At 50.2% G+C, this 14,692-nt stretch carries 11 protein-coding genes; 6 read left to right on the top strand and 5 right to left on the bottom strand.

Annotation, left to right across the window (positions count from 1 at the left end; genetic code table 11):
• Positions 1–138 precede the first annotated feature (138 nt).
• The 4 genes from HMPREF1141_RS15740 to HMPREF1141_RS15725 all read left to right on the top strand — a co-directional run bounded on the left by HMPREF1141_RS15740 (position 139) and on the right by HMPREF1141_RS15725 (position 5,435).
• Positions 139–1,149, top strand: a complete 1,011-nt coding sequence (locus HMPREF1141_RS15740; RefSeq protein WP_009066381.1) for an FkbM family methyltransferase — start codon at positions 139–141, stop codon at positions 1,147–1,149.
• A gap of 227 nt (positions 1,150–1,376) precedes the next feature.
• Complete coding sequence (locus tag HMPREF1141_RS15735; RefSeq protein WP_035317323.1) at positions 1,377–1,991, top strand: TetR/AcrR family transcriptional regulator; 615 nt, start codon at positions 1,377–1,379, stop codon at positions 1,989–1,991.
• A 60-nt stretch (positions 1,992–2,051) separates the two neighbouring features.
• Positions 2,052–4,712 carry a phosphoenolpyruvate synthase gene (gene ppsA / locus HMPREF1141_RS15730; RefSeq protein WP_009066332.1) on the top strand — a complete coding sequence of 887 codons (2,661 nt, stop codon included), beginning with the start codon at positions 2,052–2,054 and terminating at the stop codon, positions 4,710–4,712.
• A 120-nt stretch (positions 4,713–4,832) separates the two neighbouring features.
• Entirely contained in the window at positions 4,833–5,435 is a 603-nt protein-coding gene (locus tag HMPREF1141_RS15725; protein WP_009066297.1) for a uracil-DNA glycosylase family protein, read from the top strand.
• Between the two features lie 183 nt (positions 5,436–5,618).
• On the opposite strand, the gene HMPREF1141_RS15720 is transcribed toward HMPREF1141_RS15725, so the two are convergent.
• The 5 genes from HMPREF1141_RS15720 to HMPREF1141_RS15700 form a co-directional block, all read right to left on the bottom strand.
• Positions 5,619–6,647, bottom strand: a complete 1,029-nt coding sequence (locus HMPREF1141_RS15720; protein WP_009066480.1) for a tripartite tricarboxylate transporter substrate binding protein — start codon at positions 6,645–6,647, stop codon at positions 5,619–5,621.
• A 71-nt stretch (positions 6,648–6,718) separates the two neighbouring features.
• Complete coding sequence (locus HMPREF1141_RS15715) at positions 6,719–8,245, bottom strand: tripartite tricarboxylate transporter permease (RefSeq protein ID WP_009066460.1); 1,527 nt, start codon at positions 8,243–8,245, stop codon at positions 6,719–6,721.
• Positions 8,246–8,265: 20 nt separating this feature from the next.
• Complete coding sequence (locus tag HMPREF1141_RS15710; protein ID WP_009066455.1) at positions 8,266–8,775, bottom strand: tripartite tricarboxylate transporter TctB family protein; 510 nt, start codon at positions 8,773–8,775, stop codon at positions 8,266–8,268.
• Between the two features lie 725 nt (positions 8,776–9,500).
• Positions 9,501–10,697 (bottom strand): CoA transferase, encoded by a 1,197-nt coding sequence (locus HMPREF1141_RS15705; RefSeq protein ID WP_009066383.1) that lies wholly within the window; start codon positions 10,695–10,697, stop codon positions 9,501–9,503.
• A 47-nt stretch (positions 10,698–10,744) separates the two neighbouring features.
• Positions 10,745–12,301: an acyl-CoA carboxylase subunit beta gene (locus tag HMPREF1141_RS15700; RefSeq protein ID WP_009066464.1), complete on the bottom strand. Its 1,557-nt coding sequence runs from the start codon at positions 12,299–12,301 to the stop codon at positions 10,745–10,747.
• 193 nt (positions 12,302–12,494) lie between these two features.
• On the opposite strand from HMPREF1141_RS15700, the gene HMPREF1141_RS15695 reads away from it, so the two are divergent.
• Positions 12,495–13,418 carry a LysR family transcriptional regulator gene (locus HMPREF1141_RS15695; protein ID WP_009066309.1) on the top strand — a complete coding sequence of 308 codons (924 nt, stop codon included), beginning with the start codon at positions 12,495–12,497 and terminating at the stop codon, positions 13,416–13,418.
• Between the two features lie 685 nt (positions 13,419–14,103).
• Positions 14,104–14,469: a DUF4180 domain-containing protein gene (locus HMPREF1141_RS15690; RefSeq protein WP_009066421.1), complete on the top strand. Its 366-nt coding sequence runs from the start codon at positions 14,104–14,106 to the stop codon at positions 14,467–14,469.
• Positions 14,470–14,692: the final 223 nt, after the last annotated feature.

The following is a 14,692-nucleotide window of genomic DNA, read 5'->3' as shown; positions in this document are numbered from 1 at the left end:
ATATATTTTACAGCGCGTCAATTCTGACAGAAATATAGCCATAGTCCATGCCGCCTTCCATCAAAACCGCGCCACACCATTTGGTTCAAAGCCACATATGATAACAAGAATACACAATTTTAAGGAGAATGATAGAGAATGTCCACTCAGTCAGAATCTTCAGCAGCGAATGATTTTAACGATATCGATCATGCTTCCTCACCGGAAACACCGAACCAAATCGATTTGGAATTTGAAAGTCTGATGGAGTTTATGGAAGGAAAAGACGTTTCTCAAATGGCGGAGGCCATCAAACGAAATTTAAAGTATTTCAGCACAACAAATAACCGGGTATACAATAACACGGTCAACTTTATTAATGAGCATAAGCTCTGGGGGACTTATTACCCGGAGCAGGAAGATTATGAGCTTGCAGAAAACAGAGCCCATGCCTTTGTGGAGCACAGGGAGGATTTCAAATGGCTTTATCAAATCCTGAACGACTATCGCTCCAAACGGATACTCGTCAATATCCTTTACTACTGGCTTATGTCAGATCCCAAAAGAATCGATCAGATATATGACAAAACCTTTTCCCAGTATTTCGATCTCGATATTGTAAAATGCAGCAAAGATGAGGTCTTTGTAGATATCGGGGGATTTATCGGAGATACCCTCGTCAGTTATGTACAGACTTTCGGAAATGACTGCTATAAAAAACTGTATTGCTACGAGATAGCGCCCGCAAATATTGAATATATCGAAAAGAATATCGAGCTTTTCCATATTGATCATGTTGAGATCAAAGAAAAAGGCGCGAGCGACAGAAACGGCACGATGTATCTTTCTTCCAATGAGCTGTCTTCCATCAACCAGCTTTCTGAAAGCGGAGAGATGACCGTCCCGATTGTAAAAATCGATGATGATATTGAGGAAGACGTAACCTTCATCAAAATGGATATCGAGGGCGGGGAAGAAAAAGCCCTTTTGGGCTGTCTGGAAAAAATAAAGAAAAATCATCCGAAGCTCGCGTTAAGCGTGTACCACAATCACAAAGACCTTTGGAAACTGACACGCATGATTTATGAAGCCGACCCATCCTACCATTTTTATTTACGTTACTATGGGTCGCCGGTGTTTCCCACCGAATATATTCTGTACGCAATTTAGGCAAACCCTTTGCACTAGAAAGAAGCAGAGAATAAATGCTTCAGCTGCTTTAAGGCCCTGTTACTTCCCCATAATCATCAAGCGGATGCAAGTGGGGAAAGAGAACGAAATCGAATCACAACAAATACGAAAATATTTTTATCAAATCTATTGACCGAATCGGTTTATAGTGCTATCTTTAGCGTTATAAACCGATTCGGTCAATTGTGTTTGGGGGGTAAATGGATTTGGAACGATTTTTTTGTTTGCCGGAAGAAAAACAGAATAGTATCATTGATGCGGCGCTCAAAGCCTTTGGCATCAATGGATATAAAAAAACTTCCGTCAGTGATATCGCTGCCGCGGCGAGGATTTCAAAGGCGATGGTATTCCATTATTTTGGCACAAAGAAAACATTATACCTGTACCTGGTCGAGCTGTGCGGCAGGACGATGATGGCTGAAATCGATCGTCATTTCGACAACAGCGTTACGGATTTTTTTGACAGAATGAAGATATCGTCGAACATTGAATTTTCGGTGATGAAACAGCATGCTGCGATGCCTGCTTTTTTAGCCGGTATGTATTTTGAAAACGACGAAGAAGTAAAGGCCGATATCAAGAATATCATTGACGGCGGGGAAGACTTTAGAAATAGAATCGTTCTTGAGGGCGTGGACGTTTCAAAGTTCAAGGATACCGTAAACCTGAAATCTTTGATCAGGATGCTTCAATGGATAGCGGACGGTTTTACAAAGCAGCTGAACGTGTCGGAGCCTGATTTTGACAAATTTGAAAAAGAATTTGATGAATGTCTGGATATGCTCAGAAACAACTTTTACAAAGAAGAATATGTGGGCTGAACGTAAGTCACTCTGCGGAATCCACATCGCTTTCCGCCGGTAATCGTGAGGAGCATCTGTATGAAATCATACGTATTCAGTTTGAAAGACATGGATAAAACGCAGCTGGCAGTAGCCGGCGGTAAAGGCGCGAATCTGGGAGAGCTGTCAAGAATCGAGGGGATTCAGGTTCCCGAGGGCTTCTGTATCACCACCGACGCCTATGTCCGTGCTGTAGAGAGCAGCGATGAATTCAATGCTTTGGTGGGGAAACTGTCAAACCTGCAGACCGGGGAGCTGGCAAAAATAAGCGAGATGAGCGGGAAAATCCGCGGATTGATCGAAGCCCTCCCGATCCCCGCGGAGATAGAAGAAGAGATAACGGCATTTCTTGAAAAGTTTGGGGAGAAGAACGCCTATGCGGTTCGTTCCAGCGCAACTGCGGAGGATTTGCCGACCGCTTCTTTTGCGGGGCAGCAGGATACTTATCTGAACATCATCGGCAGGGACGAAATCTTAAAGCACGTAAGCAAATGCTGGGCCTCTCTCTTTACGGACCGCGCGGTGATTTACCGCATGCAGAATCAGTTCGATCACCGTAAAGTATCTCTTTCCGTGGTGATTCAAAAGATGGTTTTTCCGCAGGCTTCGGGAATTCTGTTCACGGCAGACCCTATCACGATGAACAGAAAGGTCACGTCCATCGATGCGAGCTTCGGGCTTGGCGAAGCATTGGTCTCCGGTCTCGTAAACGCAGATAACTATAAGGTGCGTGACGGCAGGATCATTGATAAGAAGATACCCACTAAGAAGCTGGCGATCTATGCCCTAAAGGAAGGCGGCACACAGGAGAAAAAGGTCGCGGCCGAAAACCAGAACCGGCAGGCGCTGACAGACCAGCAGATTCTGGAGCTTGAGAAAACAGGCAGACGGATCGAGGCCTATTTCGGCCGTCCACAGGATATCGAATGGTGCCTGTATGAGCATCAATTCTTTATCGTCCAAAGCCGTCCCATCACCACGCTGTACCCCGTTCCGGACAGAAAGGACGGGAAAAACCATGTCTATATGTCCTTCAGCCATCAGCAGATGATGACCGATGCCATGAAACCATTGGGACTGTCATTTTTCCAGTTAGGGTTTCAGGATAAGCCGGAGAAAAAGTCCGAAGAGGCTTTGTTCCTTTCAATCGGAGGGAGGCTTTATTTCGATCTGGCACACGATTTGTCTTCTCCCACAGGACGAAAAATCGTGCTCGCCTCTATGGGCAAGATCGACCCTCTCGTGCTGAATATGCTCAAGAGCCTGGTGAAACGGAAGGATTTTCTGAAATCGTTGTCGCGCAGCGGAAAAGGGTTCTTCAGCATGGGAACAGGGTACTTTTCCTGGGGGCTGGTCGTTCAGTCGATCAAGATATCCCGCGACAACGATGCATCCATCGTTCCAACATTAATGTCTCAAAATGAGGCATCTATCAGAGAATTGCAGCACAGGATGGAAAGCCTATCCGGAGAAGAATTGTTTGCCGCTGTTATAAGAGAGCTCAAGCACATGAAGGAAGCGGTGTGCGACCCCAAAAGCATGGGAGCGGTTTATGCCGGAACATTGGCGTCCAGCTGGATCAATAAGAACATGGAAAAGTGGCTTGGTGAAAAAAATGCTGCGGATTCGCTTTCCAAATCAGCAGCGAACAACGTTACTTCCGAAATGGGTCTGGAGCTGCTGGATGTGGCGGATGTCGTTCGGCAATCCCCGGCAGTGATGGAGTATTTGGGGCACGCGAAAGATCAAACCTTTTTTGAGGACCTGAATGGGCTGGAAGGCGGAGACGCCGTCAGTAAATCCATACAGGCGTATCTTGAAAAATACGGCATGCGCTGCCCGGGCGAGATCGATATTACCGGACCTCGTTTCAGCGAACAGCCGACCGCCCTCGTCCCTTCCATTCTCAGCAACATCAAAAACTTTGGGCCGGGCGCTCATAGCACCAGAACGGAACAGGGCCAACTGGAAGCAAAACGGAACGAACAGGATCTCCTGAACCGTTTGGAACAATTGCCCGGCGGAAAACAAAAGGCCAAGAAAGCCAGGGAGAAGATCAGCGTTTTGCGCAACTTCATCGGCTACAGGGAATACCCGAAGTACCTGATGGTCAGGTATTACTGGATCATTAAGCAGGCCCTGCTGAGGGAGGCCGATAAACTCGTGCAAAAGGGCGTGATTCGGGAGAGGGAGGATATCTACTATCTGTCTTTTGAGGAACTTCGTGAGGCCGTTCGTACCAACCGGGTGGATTACGATATCATCACGGAGCGGAAAGAGGAATATGAAACCTACACGAAGCTGACGCCGCCCCGCGTCATGACTTCCGAAGGAGAGGCGCTGTCTGGTGAATACGATACCGGGAATATCCCGAAAGGGGCTTTGGCAGGCATTCCCGCTTCCTCCGGAACCGTGGAGGGACGGGCGCGGGTTGTCCTGAAAATAGAGGATGCCCACATGGAGGATGGCGATATTCTGGTCACAACGTTTACCGACCCAAGCTGGACGCCGGTGTTTGTGTCCATCAAGAGCTTGGTGGCGGAAGTGGGCGGGATGATGACCCATGGCTCCGTGATTGCCAGAGAATACGGTCTGCCCGCGGTTGTGGGTGTGGAAAACGCTACTAAGCTGATCAAAGACGGGCAAAGAATCCGGGTAAACGGAACAGAGGGATACGTGGAAATTCTATCGCAGGAATGAACCAATATTGAGAGAAGCCCGAAATCCCGGCGTTCAGAGATCGATTTTCTATTGCCGGTGCCGAAGAACTTCAAACGATCTGAAAGCATTGCTTATTTTTAAGAGAGAAAGAGGAAAGAGATGGAGCAAAAAGGAAATAAAAACAAGCTGATTCACTTGCAAAATCAAATCTTGCAGTGTCGCTCGTGTCAGAACGTATTCGGGTTCGAACCGCATCCCATCGTGCAGGGAAACCACAACGCCAAAATCATGCAGATCAGCCAGGCTCCGTCCAAAAGTGTGCATGAAACAGGCAGGCCGTTTAATGATGCCAGCGGAAGAAGGCTGCGCGGGGAATGGTACCGCATATCGGACGAGGATTTTTATAATCCGGATCATTTTTACATTGTGTCAATGGCACATTGTTATCCCGGCAAGGCTCCGGGCGGCGGAGACCGTCGTCCGCCCAAAATTTGCTCTGAACAGTGGCTGTTGCGGGAGATGGAGCTTGTCGATAACGACATTTATATTATCATCGGCGGAATCGCGGCAGAGTTTTTCTTCCCTCGTGAAAAAATTACTGCATTGGCTTTTGAAGATAAACAGATCAACGGGAAGCCTGCCTATGTACTGCCGCATCCGTCCCCGCTGAATATGAAGTGGTTTAAGGACTATCCCGAGTTTACAGAGAAAAGAATTTTCGAGGTGCAGAAAGAAGTGCACAGGATACTGGGGATTTCATAATAAAGAACCCGGGTCTTCAGGGGTGTAATGCCGCGGCATTCAAATTGAGAATAGAAAAAGCTAATTGGAGTGCTTCAAAAGAAGCACTCCAATTAGCTTTGCAGGGAATCTTCCAATAATGGGGGAAAGACAGAACGAAGAGAATCTGTTTTCCATCTGAGCTTAAGAGTATAGAGCGGAGGATTACTTCTTTACCAGGCTCAGGTAAGTGGTGTACTTCTCTTTCAGTCCGTTGGAAAATTCGGCATATTGTTTGTAGTCCATAAAGGAGTTTGTCATATTGTTGCTGTTGATGAACTGCTTCCAATCCTCGGTCTCTGAGACGCGCCTGAACAGGTCGGAATAGTAGGCCTGAACGTTCTCGTCCAAATCTGGGTTCATTACGATACCGCGGCTCTGCTGATGATTCATGTCAACACCCAGTTCAAGGAAGGTCGGCACATCCGGCAGAAGCGACAGGCGTTCATCTGCGGAAGCGGCGTGCGGTGTTAAAGTGCCGCTTTTCATATGCTCTATAGATTCTGCAGGCGTGAGCACGGCCAGCTCCACTTGCCCGCCCAGCAGTGCAGTGAGCATTTCCCCAGCGGAATCGTAGGGTACATAAACCAGATTGATATCGTACAGGTCGTTGAGCATCGCCATGATGATGGCGTCGTCGGAGGCGATCCCGGTACCGGCATATTTCAGCTCGCCGGGGTGTGCTTTTGCATAGGCCACAATATCATCCAGGGATTTGAAGCCGAGGGAAGCGACAGAGGTCAGCACAACGGGGTCCTTGCACAGGTGCGCCACGAAAGAGAAGCTTTTTTCATCCGGGGTAAAGGGGGAGTTGCCGGTCAGGGGTTGGGTGTAGAAGCTGGCGGATGTCGAGGCCAGCGCATACTCATAGCCCTTGCCCTTTGAGGACAGATAGGTATAACCGACCACGCCGGATCCGCCGGGCTTGCTGACGGGAACAACATTCACAGGGCACAGTTTGTTTCTTTGAATGATATCAATGATCTTTCGCACCATAATGTCGTTGCCGCCGCCGGCAGCGAAGGGAATTACAAACTCGATGTCTTTTGTGGGAACCCACTCCTCAGCGGTACTTGCCTCCGCAGCCTGTGAGCCGCCGCTTTGATTTGCAGTCTGAGCACCGCCGCAGGCAACCAAAGACAGCATCATGGAAACAGCCAGCAGTAAAAGTAACCCTCTTTTTATCCTTTTCATCTTTGACTCCTCTCCTTTGTAGGGGACAGATTTTTTATATACACAGTTAGAAATCAAACTGTATATAGCGTTTAGGAATGGACGGCATTTTTATTCTTGCGATTCAAAAACAGGTTTTTCAGGGGAGCACTGAAGGCCATGAGGACAACGAGTACCAGAATGACGGCCGTAATCGGGCGGGAAAGCATGTTCAGGAAATTGCTGTCGGCGATAATCAGCGCGCGGCGCAGGCTGGATTCGGTGAGGGCGCCCAGTACCAGCGCAAGAACCATGGGGGCTGCGGGAATACCCAGCTTCTTCATAAAATATCCGAGAACGGAGAAAAAGACGGTCAGCCCTACTGTGAACATGGAGTTCTGCAGTGTATACGCGCCGATCAGGATAAAGGCGAGAACAACCGCGTTGAGCGTATGGGGCTTGACGTTGAGGATCTTGACGAACAGACCCAGGCAGACGCAGGCCAGAACGACCATGATGATGTTGCCGATATACATCGAGGCGATCAGTCCCCAGGCGGTTTCGGGGTGATCACTGAACAGAAACGGACCGGGCGTTACATTCATCATCATCAGGGCGCCCATCAGAACCGCGGTTGCAGCGGAACCCGGGACGCCAAGCGTCAGCATGGGGATCAGGGCGCCCGAAACGGCGGAATTGTTGGCGGCTTCCGGTGCTGCCACTCCCTCAATGCAGCCGGTGCCGAACTCTTTGCCCCGGTGCGAGGTGCGCTTGGCAAGATCATACGCAAGAAATGAGGCGACGGTAGCGCCGTTGCCGGGGATCATACCGAGGCCAAAGCCCAGAAACGTGCCGCTCATGATATGCGGCATACAGATCTTCCACTCTTTCTTATTGGGGAACAGGTTCCGAATCTTGAGTGTCGCTTTGTCCACGTCGATGTGGATTTCGTCCGCCTTGCTGGTCAGCATCAGTTCGGTCATGCCGAACACGCCCATGGCCAGGGGAATGAAGTCGATGCCGGAATAAAGGTTGACGTTCCCGAAAACGAACCTTTGCTGGCCGGTAATCAAATCCAGACCGATGACGGAAATGAACAGGCCCATCAGCGCTGCCAGAAACGCTTTGGAGAGGGACTTGCCCGCCATGCCGGCAACGGAAGTCAACCCCAGAAGCATCAGTGCGAAAAACTCAGACGCACCGAAGGTCAGCGCATATTTGGCGATGAAAGGCGCAAGAAACATGAACATAATCGTTCCGATGGTGCCCGCGATGAAGGAAGAAAACGCCGACATGCCGAGCGCCTTGCCGCCTTCGCCTCTGCGGGCCATCGGGTAGCCGTCCAGCGTCGTGCAGACGGAAGCCGCGTCGCCGGGAACGTTGATCAGAATAGCGGTGATGGAGCCGCCGTACATAGCGCCATAATAGATGCCGCACAGCATGATGATTCCGGAGGTAGGGTCCATGCCGTAGGTGGCCGGCAGCAGGATGGCAATACCGCAGGATGGGCCAAGGCCGGGCAGGGCGCCGATGAAAGCGCCGAGCACAACGCCGGCGAAGCAGTAAAGCAGGATGATGGGGTCGGCCATGAGCTGGAAGCCCATGCTCATATTGGAGAAGACTTCCGATATGTAGTCCATTTCATAAACCTTCTTTCTCTTTATATTCCGATAAGGCTATTCGGCATGGGAATGTTCAGCCCAACCACAAAGCACAGATAGAAGGCAATCAATGTGCCCGCAGCGACAAGGAGGGACTTCTTCCATGTCTCCTTGCTCAGAAACCGGCAGACCACCAGTACCACAACAAACAGGCAGACAAGCAGGCCGATCCATCGGTAAGCGATCAGCGTAAAAACAGAGAGGCCGGTCACAAACAAAAAGTTTGTCAGCTCGTTTTCATCAACAAGATTCTTTTCCAGCTCTGGGTCCTGCGCTCTGATGCGCCGCAGCGTGTTGACTAGGATGCCGATCCCGCACAGGGTGATGGCCGCACCGCACAAAACGGGGAAGAATCCGGCCCCGGGCAGTCCTTTGCTGAACAGGCTCAGGCTTTGAAACTTCGTAAGGATCAGGATCACGCAGCCACCCAGCATGGCAACGATACTCAGAGCAAGGTTTCCGGTCTTTGCAGTGACCTTCAACTGGATTTTTGGTACTTCAAATTTCATAGTGCCGCCCCCTTTTTTTGATTGGGCATGAGGTGAAAGCTCAAAACCATGTTGAGGGATGCTTTCATTATGTAACTCATTTTTGCATCAATCTCCTTTCTCCTTATTTTCCGCTGCCAGGCAAAAAGTGGATATCACCGCATAAGCATCTGTCACGCCCCCATAGAATAAAAATCAAAATCCAAGAAATATGTTTCTAAGACAGGAGCAAGCGCAGCCATCCTTTGCTCAAATTGAGAATCAAGACAATGTCCGGTTGCCGCAGATGTCTTCTGCTGTCAGCGAAGCTGCCGCAAGCGCACGGTATCTGGTCGTAGTCAGCCGCCGCCAAGGGTAAGAACCGTTGAAACAAGCTTTCTAAGATTTAAACAGATCCTTCGAAAGCTGGACAGGGCTTGGAAAACGATGCGGAGAAGCAGCGTATCAGGGGGATTCCAAGCCCTGTCTGAGCAGGCGACCGCATACCAAATTATGTACAGCCTACCCTTCTGAAAAATGGAAGCCTTGTGCTTTTTTAAAATGCTTTCATTCGGCAGGTATCCAATCGTTTCGCCGGTTTTCTTCATCTTAATCGGGAAAAACTTACCTCGTCAATCAGTTTTTTCATATCGGGGTTACCAATTTTTTTCTGTATCCACGCTTTCGTCTTTTTACGCAAATTGGCTTGCCCAAAAACCGCAGGTGCTTCCGTCAGGCGATGTCCCTTTCGGGAAAGATCGTGCGATTTATTTGCACAAAGGCTGATGACCGGCCAGCAGGTCGTCAATTTCTGCCTGCGGCATGTGCAGATACTCAGTGAGAACCTGACGGGTATGCTGACCCAGCGTAGGGGCCGGCCCATATTGAGTTAGCGGGTACTGGCTGAATTTGATGGGGTTGCCGGCCATTCTATATTTGCCTGCCACGGGATGCTCCGCCTCTACAATCATTTCCCGTGCAGCGATCTGTGGGTCGGCGCAGATCATGGTCATCGTGTTGATGCGGCCGTTGGGTACATCGAATTTCTCCAGCATTTTCTCGCATTCATCCAATGTGTATTGGCTGGTGATTCTGCTGATCTCCTCGGTCAGCTGCGCCCTGTTTTGCCGGCGGGCTTCCGCTTTGGAAAAGCGCGGGTCGTCAATCATATCCTCGCGGTTCAGGGCTCTGCAGAGGTCATAAAATGCGGCATCGCGCGAGCAGGTGATGATGATCTCACCATCCAGAACGGGAAAGGTGCCGAACGGAACGCTGGTAGGATGACTGTTGCCCACCCGTGTGGGATTTTTACCGGTGATGCAGGTGTTGATCACGGCGTTTTCCAGACAGGAGAAGGTTGCGTCCAGCATCGCTACATCGATAAACTGACCATTGCCGGTCTTTTCCCGGTCATACAGGGCGGCCGCCATGGCCCCGAAAGCATACAGACCGCTGACCACATCGCTGATGGAGGTTCCGCAGCGCATGGGGCGGCCGTCCGGCTCGCCGCTCAGGCTCATCAGGCCGCTCATGCCCTGGATCACCATGTCCAGCGCACCCCGCTCACGGTATGGCCCTGTATAACCAAAGCCGGAAATCGCCATGTGGATGATGCGGGGATTGATGGAGGATACCACATCATAGCCGAAACCCATCCGTTCCATGGTGCCGGGCTTAAAGTTTTCTACCAGAATGTCCGCCTGACGAATCAGCTTCATCAGGACGCGTTTGTCCTTTTCCGCTTTCAGATTTAAGGTGATGCTTTTCTTGCTGCGCTGGATGGACAGGTCGTAGATCCGCTCGCCGTTCAAAAACGGGCCGCTGGCTTTTGGGCGGTCGGGACGTTCGATCTTGATGACCTCGGCGCCCAAATCCGCCAGGATCATCGTGCTCAGGGGGCCGCTCAGGAACTGTGTTAGATCCACCACCGTAATGCCACTGAGCGGGCCGTGTTTTCCAGTCATAAGGATTCCTCTTTTCTGTATCGGTTTCTTCTGCTTGCGCAGTGCTTTCACAGGGGAATGTTGCCGTGCTTGCGTGCCGGCAGAACAACTTTTTTGTTGCGGAACATCTCCAGCGCACGGATGATGATGTGCCGGGATTGTGCCGGCTCAACGATATCTTCGAATTTGCCGAATTCCGCCGCCTTATAGGGGTTGACGAACTCCCGGGTATATTCTTCAATATACTGCCGGCGCAGGGCGTCCACGTCCTCTCCGGCCTCCCGCGCGGCTTTCAGCTCCTTTTTGCGGCAAATATCCACGGCACTTTCTGCGCCGACCACGATCATCTGCGCGGAAGGCCACGCAAAAATGATGTCCGGATGCAGCTCCCACGAGCACATGGCTGGGCGTGCACCGCCGACGACCTTGCCCACCGCCATAACGATTTTGGGAACTGTGGCCTCAGACCACGCGTAGAGCATCTTGGCGCCGTGGCGGATGATGCCGCCGAATTCCTGATCGATGCCGGGCAGAAAGCCGGGTACGCTTACGATGGACAGCAGAGGAATATTGAAGCAGTCGCAGGTGCGGATAAATCGGGCCGCCTTGTCAGAGGCGTTGATGTCGATGCAGCCTGCCAGACTTTGCGGCTGGTTTGCCACAACGCCTACGGATTTTCCGTTCATACGGATAAAGCCGGTGACAATGTTGGTGGCATACATGGCCTGTCTTTCAAAAAAATCGTGGTTATCGGCGATCTCCAGAATAATATCCTTGATATTGTAGGTTTTTCTCTCGTTGTCTGGAATAAAGGTATTGAGCATCTCGCAGCGGCGGTCGGGAGCGTCGGTACAGGGATAGGCCGGCGGCGGCTCCCGGTAGTTGGGGGGCAGATAGCTCAGCAGAACCTTGATCTGTTCAATGCAGTCGACGTCGTCCTCGCAGAAATAGTGGGAAACGCCCGAAAGTGTGTTGTGCGTTCTGGCGCCGCCCAGCGTTTCCTCGTCCACGGTTTCGCCGGTCACGTTTTTGATCACGGAAGGGCCCGTAAGAAAAGAGCGGCTGGTCCTGTCTACTGAAAAAACGAAATCCGTCAGGGCGGGGGAATAAACCGTGCCGCCTGCGCAGGGGCCCATAACAGCGGATATCTGTGGGATCACACCGGAGGCCATCACGTTGTTGTAGAAGATCGCGCCGTAAGAGGTGGCGGGGCCTTCCTGAATGCGGCCGCCGCCGGAATCGTTCAGACCGACGAAAGGGACGCCGGCATCCAGCGCCAGCTCCTGTATGCGCTTGACCTTCATGCCCTGCATTTCTCCCATAGCGCCGCCCAGAACGGTAAAGTCGTGCGCAAAGGCAAACACGCCGCGGCCATTGACCAAGCCGTATCCGGTCACAACGCCTTCGGCGGGTGTGTCGACCTTTTCCATTCCAAAATCATGGCAGCGGTGCTTCATGAAAATGTTGTATTCCTGAAAAGTGCCGGGGTCGAACAACAGGTCCAGGCGTTCCCGGGCGGTCAGCTTTCCGGCGGCGTGCTGCTTTTGAACGCGCTGCGGACCCCCGCCCTGCATGATTTTCGCTTTTTTTTCCAACATTTCCTGAATCCTGGTTGTGTTTTCCATATGTAAGCAACTCCTTTGCGGCAGTTCATCTTCCGGATCATTGCTGCAACTTCAGCAAGAAACCAAGGAATCTTTTTGCATTTTTATTATAAATAACGGTTTGATAAGTTGCAATTTCAATTTTCTTATATTACAATAACGTCAAAGTTATCAATTCGAACATCAGATAAAGTACTATGAGGGGTGCTATCCAATGGAATTGACGCAGCTACGCTATTTTCAGGTTGTCGCGCGCTATCAGCACATGACTCGGGCAGCGGCGGAACTAAACATCTCTCAGCCGGCGCTGAGCACCGTGATCGCACGACTGGAGCAGGAATTGGGAATACCGTTGTTTGATCGCAACAGCCGGGCCATTTTCCTCAATCAAAATGGGGAAGCCTTTTTACGCCGTGTCAATCGCATCCTTATCGAGGTGGACGATTCCAAGCGCGAATTGCAAAACATGGCGCAGGATTCGGACATGCTCATCTCTTTGGCGGTGACCAGCCCGCAGTTTTTGCAGGGGATGGATGTCTTTATCCGGCAGCATCCTGATTTCAAATGGCAGCAGCGAGTGGAAGAGATTCAGAATATCCGGTTCATGCTGCTGAGCGGCCAGATCGATCTGGCCGTGTCATCCCCCGGAATTTACGACGAGGACTTGATTTCTACCCTGCTGCTGCGCGATAAATTCATGATCGCCGTGCATCCGGATCATCCCTTGGCCAATCGTAAAAGCGTCTGCCTGACAGAGATCGCCAACGAGCGTTTTATCATGCTGCAAAAGGGGCTGCCCTTTCGCACGCAGACAGATCAGCTGTTCGCTGACCTGGGGATCACGCCCAACTATATCATGGAATGCGACCATCTGCTGCGCAGGGAGCTGATCAATGCCAATGTCGGCATCGGCATTGCCTCCAGTTCAGCTCAATTCCGCCATCTGTACGATCCGCAGGTCCGCTTTTTGGAGATTGAGGACGTACGACGCACCCGCAACGTGGTCTTGACCTGTCGAAAGAACAAATATATGACCAGGGCCGCCCGCGAGTTTGCCGCTTATCTGCAAAATAAATTTCAGGGTTACCGTAAACAGTCTCTGCAGCAGTTTCAAACGGAAGAGGAAGCATCTTTATGACAGATTTGGCGCGCGCTGTTTGAAGCAGTTTAATAACTTTCAAGTTATGGATTCATTTGAAAAACCAGATGAAATTCAGGTTTGTTTATGTCATAGCAATGCATAAAAATAAGTTTGTCAGTACCTGATGGCACCGGCAAACTTATTTTTATACCTTCTTATCTGTTTTTCGCAATGCAGCCCAATATAGAGCTCTCTGACTGGGGGCATCCTATCTCTGGCTATTTCTATCGATTTGACCCCGTCGGGTTCTCAGCTAATTCGATCGGTGAAACCCATTGGTTCTTGATGTCATCTGTCATTTATCCGCTGAGGACGGATATCAGAAAACCGGATTAAAAAGGATTCGTTATACCCGCCGTGGCTTGAATCCCGCTCTGCTCTGCCAGAAAGCTTCTGCTTTCCAATTTGTCATCCCCATTTTTATCACTGTTTTATGATTTTGAAACTGCGTTTTTGAAATAAACAGCGTATTTCCTCCCGCAATTGACTTTACGCGAGAAAAGTGACATGATAAAATCATCCTACCAGTTTGCGCGGCAGGGCCGGATAACCCGTACTTGACCTGGAAATCGATGTGCTCTGGGGGAAGCTCAGCAGTGGGCCGAGGAATTCTTTCCTTATGAGCCGAAGAAAGCCTTTGCGCCGCGCAGGAGCAAAAAAATTGTAAACCAAAGGAGAAGTTATGAACATTCAAAGAAAAGAGCTTAACGGGCAGGACTATGCCCTGATCAATTCACAAAGCCAGCTGATTTCGGATGTGCAGTCTGCGCTGGACCTGATGATGACGGTACAGTACGAGACCGGGTGCAGCCGTATCGCAATCTCGAAAGAAGCCTTCCCGGAAGAGTTTTTTCAGCTCAGCACCCGTCTTGCCGGGGAGATTCTTCAAAAATTTGTCACCTACCATATCCAGATCGCGATCATTGGTGATTTTTCAAAATATACCAGCAAGGCCTTAAGGGATTTTGTTTATGAGAGCAATCAGGGCCGCAGTGTCTTTTTCGTCGCGTCGGAGGAAGAGGCGGCACAAAAGCTGTGCAGAGTGTAGGTTTGTGTGCTGCTATGCTCTCGCATTTTATTGATCAATTATTATTTTCTGGAAATTTATGGAATAAATGAAGATTAACAATCGATTTTATGTTGAAAATTTGGAAAATAATGGATATAATAAGAATCGGTTTTATTTCTCTTTCCAAAGGAAGAATTCGCATCATTTGCTGCTGCAAAGTGCAGAGCAGGCTTTGAATCTGACCTTAGACCGGTGAAGGTGA

The organism is Clostridium sp. MSTE9 (assembly GCF_000277625.1).
Lineage (GTDB): Bacteria > Bacillota > Clostridia > Oscillospirales > Acutalibacteraceae > Faecalispora > Faecalispora jeddahensis.
Note: the sequence above shows the minus strand (reverse complement) of the source record. Positions and strands in the feature narration are given on the sequence as shown.

Bases quoted from the DNA above. Each gene is read 5' to 3' on its own strand.
- HMPREF1141_RS15740 (WP_009066381.1), top strand. From the start codon at position 139: ATGTCCACTCAGTCAGAATCTTCAGCAGCGAATGATTTTAACGATATC.
- ppsA (WP_009066332.1), top strand. From the start codon at position 2,052: ATGAAATCATACGTATTCAGTTTGAAAGACATGGATAAAACGCAGCTG.
- HMPREF1141_RS15725 (WP_009066297.1), top strand. From the start codon at position 4,833: ATGGAGCAAAAAGGAAATAAAAACAAGCTGATTCACTTGCAAAATCAA.
- HMPREF1141_RS15720 (WP_009066480.1), bottom strand. From the start codon at position 6,647: ATGAAAAGGATAAAAAGAGGGTTACTTTTACTGCTGGCTGTTTCCATG.
- HMPREF1141_RS15715 (WP_009066460.1), bottom strand. From the start codon at position 8,245: ATGGACTACATATCGGAAGTCTTCTCCAATATGAGCATGGGCTTCCAG.
- HMPREF1141_RS15710 (WP_009066455.1), bottom strand. From the start codon at position 8,775: ATGAAATTTGAAGTACCAAAAATCCAGTTGAAGGTCACTGCAAAGACC.
- HMPREF1141_RS15705 (WP_009066383.1), bottom strand. From the start codon at position 10,697: ATGACTGGAAAACACGGCCCGCTCAGTGGCATTACGGTGGTGGATCTA.
- HMPREF1141_RS15700 (WP_009066464.1), bottom strand. From the start codon at position 12,301: ATGGAAAACACAACCAGGATTCAGGAAATGTTGGAAAAAAAAGCGAAA.
- HMPREF1141_RS15695 (WP_009066309.1), top strand. From the start codon at position 12,495: ATGGAATTGACGCAGCTACGCTATTTTCAGGTTGTCGCGCGCTATCAG.
- HMPREF1141_RS15690 (WP_009066421.1), top strand. From the start codon at position 14,104: ATGAACATTCAAAGAAAAGAGCTTAACGGGCAGGACTATGCCCTGATC.